We start from the raw sequence: 5,598 nt of genomic DNA on the forward strand, positions 1-5,598 counted from the left end.
GTACGGGCGAAGCATTCGGATAGAAAATCTACGGTTTCACCGATAGGTTATTGCCCGAATGCTTCGCCCCTACAGGACGCGGGCCGATGAAGACGCAAGGTTTTGAACGACGATTCTCTCAAAATCTTGCACCTGTTTCGGAAGAAAAGCCCCAAAACCCTTACTTTGCCTACATTTCACATTTATTCAGCCAACCCTAAATATTAGTACAAAAGCTCAGACTTTCCCCTCTCCCATGCAGTCCTACTATCCCTCGGCCATTAAGCGCAATAATTCGTCAGTGGATAGCTTGCCGCTGGCGTCGGTTCCCTCCAATAAACTATCGGCGAGATCGCGTTTATGGTGGTGCAGATCGACAATTTTTTCCTCGATCGTATCCTTGGCCACTAAGCGATAAATCGTCACCGGACGTTTTTGGCCGATGCGGTGAGCGCGATCGGAGGCCTGATCCTCCACTGCGGGATTCCACCAGGGATCAAGATGGATAACATAATCGGCTGCGGTGAGATTTAATCCTGTCCCCCCGGCTTTTAAACTAATTAAAAATACGTCCCCTTCCCCCGCTTGAAAGGCTTTCACCTGTTTCTGCCGATCGCCAGCTGGGGTACTACCATCGAGGTATTGATATTTTATCTGCCGTTGCTCGAGATAACTGCGGACAATCGCTAAATGATCGACAAATTGACTAAATACCAACGCTTTATGCTGATTATCCAATAAATCATCCAGAATTTCCCCGAAACGGGACAATTTCGAGCCAGCTAAATCCAAATCTGGAGCCACTAACTGCGGGTGACAGCAGGCCCGGCGTAATTTCATGATCTCTGCCAGTACCTGGAGATGTTTCGCTCCGGCGGTACTGTCACTCTCGCTTAATTTCTCCAAAGCGCGCCGCCGTAAGGCCTCGTAAAACGCCTTTTCCTCGACGCTTAACTCGATCGGGACTAAAATCTCGGTACGGGGCGGTAATTCCGCCAGAACTTGGTTTTTGGTGCGCCGGAGAAGGAAAGGCCGCACCAGTTTTTTTAACTGTTCGCGAGCGGTTTTATCGCCGTATTTTTCGATCGGGGTGGCGAAACGGCGATCAAAACTTTCCAAGGAGCCCAACAATCCGGGGTTAATAAAACGGAAAAGATTCCATAATTCCCCTAAATGATTCTCGATCGGTGTTCCCGTGGTGATTAGTTTAAAATCCCCCCGCAGATTCATCGCTGCTTTCGATCGCTTGGTGGAGAAATTCTTAATCGCTTGGGCCTCATCGAGAACGATTGTTCGCCATTCCACCCCGGCCAACATGGTGGCCACTTCTTCCTGCTGTAATAACCCATAGCTACAGACCAACAGATCAAAAGGTTGCAGTCGATCGAGTAGTGCTTGCCGATCGCCTGTACCCAATTGGATGATATTTAAGGTAGGTGCGAACCTTTCCGCCTCACTAATCCAGTTCAAACATACTGAAGTAGGAGCGATCGCTAAAGTCGGTCCCTCCGAGGCGCGGGTAAGGATCACTGCCAGAGCCTGTAAAGTTTTCCCTAATCCCATATCATCGGCCAAACAGGCCCCGGCCCCCCACCGGGCCAGCCTAGCTAACCAGCGAAAGCCTTCCAATTGATAGTCGCGCAATTCTGCCTGTAGAGTTGAGGGGACTTCTGGGGTAAAATCCTGACTCTCCTGAAAGCGTTGTAAATTATCGCGCCAACGTTTATCGGCCTTGAGTTGTCCCACTTCCTCGGTGAGTTCCGAGAGAATCGGGGCAGCGAAGGGATGAAACCGCAAACCGTCGCCGGACTTTTCCGAGAAAGCGCGCATTTCCTGTAACCGTTCCCGAAATGCCTCGGTTAGGGCGAGAAATTGACCATCTCCGAGGGGAATAAACCGCCCCGGCGCTCCCTCTAGCAATTTCATCAACTCCTGCATACTCAGCACCGATTTCTCCTCTAGGTGCAGTTCACCACTGACGGCAAACCAATCCCGTTGACTGTGGATATTTAGGTGTAGGTCTTGTAATCGAAGCTGACGCGACACCCGCCATTTTTCCCCTTCCGGCCATTCCACAAGGACGCTATCGCTTAATTCCCGCAATTCCAGCAGTAGATCTAGACAATCCTCTGGATTTTCTAGCCGCCATTCCCCATTTTCTTCCTCAAAACTGATCAGGATCGGACAAGAATCGATCGCTGTTTGGGCCAGTTTTTTCTCTAGGGCTAGATCTCTGGTGGTTTGCAGCCGTTCCCCCTCGATTTCGGCGATTACTGTTTCTCCCCCTTTTCCAGGCTGGAAATAGGGACCGGCTGCCCCAAAAGGACGGCTGAGAACCGCCACTTTTAAACCCTCTCCGGCCGGTAAGAGATGAATCCGGGGTTGACTATCGGCTGCCACTGACCGGGCTGCTTTTCCTCCCCCGATATCGGAATGTACTGTCACGATCCCGGACAGGGAATTGATCGCGCCCAGGACTTTTTCCCGGCCCTTGTCGGGGACTTCTAGGCGGTTGCTTTTGCCGATAATGTCGGCGATGCTTCGGTGTTCCGGCTTGACTTCGATTACCTTAACGCGAGTGGGGGTTTCTTTCCAAATCAGCACTTCTTGGCGATCGCTGAGATCGGGCAGTAAAGACAGGATTAATTTACCCGATTTTCCCTTTCTTACTCGCAATTCCGGTTCCCCAGCGACGATTTCTACCCGCGTTCCGGGGGAATCTTCCCAGAACACCAGGGGATGACCGATCAGTTCGATAATGGCCCGGCGCTCAAAGTGATACTCGTTCTGGCCATAGTAACTGGATTCCACGAAGATATGGGCGCAAATTTTCAGGTCTTGCGGGGTTAAATAGTCAATTTCCCCAGTTTTTCGCAGACGTTTAAGGGAGACGGGACGGCCGCGACTCCAATTGCCCCGCGCGTCGAGTTTCTGTTCTTTTGGTTGCAGGAAATAATCCTCGGAATGGATAGTGATAAACCAAGCAAGGCGGACGACGGGGTTAGATTTACCCGGGGTTGGTGTTGGCGCGCACAGATTAGTCAAGGCATTCAGGCACAGTTGCCAAGCTTCTTGGGGTTCGATCGCATCTACCAGGGGGGAAGGGAGACGCTGGTTTTTAAGCACCTCCGCTTCCGGCGCTCGATCGAGTCGGGACAGTAGGGCCCCGGTTTCTAGGGCTAACCAATGGTAGCCGGCCGCCTTGGCATCTTTGTAGAGGGGCAAGAGTAGCCGGGGCAGATGTTTTTTAGCGATGTCGCTACTCATCCAGTAGAGACAGATACTACAGATAAGAGTCTCTAGACCCTGGCCCATTTGGTAGGGATTGATCGTCGCGTCGATGATTGCGTCTTTGGCCTGCATATCTCCCTGACGGGCAGCGATGATTTTTTCCAGACGGGCATAGATAGGACTGAAAGGATGATCGTTTTGACGCGTCACCCAACTGATATAGCTGGCGGCTTCGGCGAGACGTTCGGGGGTTCCTTCTTTGAGGAGGGCGAAAATAAAGGAGAAGCCGCTAATCGAAGAAAAATAGATTTTTTGTTTTCCTTTGGCTTTTTTTAGGGCTTTAAGGGCGAGGGTATATTCTTGGATCGCTTTGCTGTTTTCCCCGCCCAGAAAGGCAATCCAACCCCGTATCGCCCCGATTGCTGCTGCTTGGTTTTCCGGGAAGGGGCGATCGAGATACCGACGCACTTTATCGCTTTGTCCTCGGATGATTGCCTGTTCGAGCCACAAATGGGCTTCGGAAACACTGGTCTGGTCTTGACAGAGTTCTTCTAGGAGGGAAAAAGCTCCATCGGCGCGAGTTATTTTTTCAAAAGCCTTGACAAGAATGCTATTTAGTGCTATTGCCTGAAATTTGGTCGGTTGCGTCCGTAACCAATCCCCATCGAAGGGGTTATCGTAGATGAGGATAAGAAGGTCTTCTAGGCTGGTTTTTGAGGAAGAATAGCTGGTTTTCTGATAATCGGCGATTTGTTGTTCGATCGAGTCGAAATCCTGACGATAGATGGCCAGACGGATTTCTCGGATTAATTGCTCTTTTCCCTGAAAAACTAGGCTTTCATCCCAACGAGTTCGGGGTTGCGCCAGTTTTGCCTTGATAATCTCGGCAAAACGCTTGAATTCTCCCTTACTAACGCTATCACGGCTGGCAATCTCGACGAGGAGGGGATGACAGCGCGGCCCGTAGCCTTTGTCCTGGGTGATCACTTCCGCTTCTAGGAGGAGATCTAAATGGGATTTCAGGGTTTGGCCGTTAAATCGCCGGTTGTTCTCGTCGCGGTAATGAGCTTGATTTAAACAGTCTAGAAAAGTGCTGCGGGCGATCGGTTCATAGATTAGGGAAAAAAAACGGACGATCACCTGATCTAGTGCCGATAATTGTTGGTAGCGTTCGATGAGTTGACGGCGGATTTGCTCTATATCTTGCATATTCGGTTATATTCGCTGATAATCCTAATCTTTTTGCGGGGATATGACTGCAATTTATGGACGGGTTTCTAAAAAAGGTTCGATATCGATCGGGAACCAATCCCCGTCTAATACCTGTTCGAGAGTGAATATAGACTCTAGGGGAATCGCGTTTTTATCGACTATCCGCGCGTTAATCAGGGATTTTCTGGCGGTTACATAGGCTTTTTTCCAAGAATCGCGGGCATGGTTGACGAGGGTGGCACTATCTATTTTTTGTTCTAATTGCGATCGGAAAGCCGCAATCTCCACTATCCAATGACGGGCATTCCGTTCTTTTTCCGATTCCCAATAGGATAGTTTTAGCAAGTGTTCGATTAAAACGGTTAATAAACTCGTTATTGCCTGTCTCTCGCTTTTTCCCATGCACTCCACTTCCTCGATCAGGTTTTCCCAGTCCACCCGGTCAAACTCTTTCCGCTTTAACAGTTCGGCGGTTTTTTCTGTCCAGAGAACAAAATCTTCTTCGTAGAGAGCGGTCATCATAGATTTCTCATCCCGACCGGGAGCGCGGGGTAATGGCTCGATTATAACGCTCGATCGCTATCCTCGATCAGCTTCCAGTCCGGGGAATTTTTGCCAAGTTAGAGATTTATTCTCTAGCACAAGTTGTTCTTTTTGTCAAGAAAACTTTTCCTTTTTAACAAAAGTACACAAACATTTTGAGCAACCTTATTGACGATGTTATTTTGGGACTAGAGGGGAAAGATAACGTCGCTGCTAGAATTTAATTTTCAGACAAATAACCTCAGAGCAGAAATCATGACCTTTACACCAGCTATTGATCCAGATATTGAATACCCCGATAGTGACGGTAAACCCATGGCCGATAATACCGAACAATACGAATGGATCGTGAAAATCAAAGAAAATCTTGAGATTCTTTTTGCTAATTCTCCTCAGGTTTTTATTGCCGGAGATCTGCTCTGGTATCCCGTCCAAGATAAGAAAATTACTGGACCAGTTGCTCCCGATGTTATGGTAGTATTTGGTCGTCCGAAAGGAAGAAGGGGTTCCTATAAACAATGGCAAGAAGATAATATCGCTCCTCAAGTGGTCTTTGAAATTCTTTCACCTTCTAACAGCTTAGAAGAAATGGAGCGAAAACTACTCTTTTATCAACGTTATGGAGTGGAAGAA

General features: G+C 48.9%; 3 protein-coding genes. 1 reads left to right on the forward strand and 2 read right to left on the reverse strand.

Translation table 11 applies throughout. The features are described 5' to 3' along the window. Positions 1 to 246 precede the first annotated feature (246 nt). A complete protein-coding gene (locus tag O9324_RS24745; protein ID WP_288141583.1) occupies positions 247 to 4,419 on the reverse strand; it encodes a DEAD/DEAH box helicase in 4,173 nt (1,390 codons plus the stop codon). A 54-nt stretch (positions 4,420 to 4,473) separates the two neighbouring features. Continuing rightward, positions 4,474 to 4,944, reverse strand: a complete 471-nt coding sequence (locus tag O9324_RS24750; protein ID WP_287627360.1) for a DUF29 domain-containing protein — start codon at positions 4,942 to 4,944, stop codon at positions 4,474 to 4,476. Positions 4,945 to 5,220: 276 nt separating this feature from the next. Between O9324_RS24750 and O9324_RS24755 the strand changes: the two genes are divergently transcribed. Next, on the forward strand, positions 5,221 to 5,598 hold a 378-nt coding region (locus O9324_RS24755), incomplete at its 3' end, for a Uma2 family endonuclease (RefSeq protein WP_288141584.1).

The organism is Microcystis sp. LE19-84.1B, assembly GCF_027531875.1.
Taxonomy (GTDB): Bacteria; Cyanobacteriota; Cyanobacteriia; order Cyanobacteriales; family Microcystaceae; genus Microcystis; species Microcystis panniformis.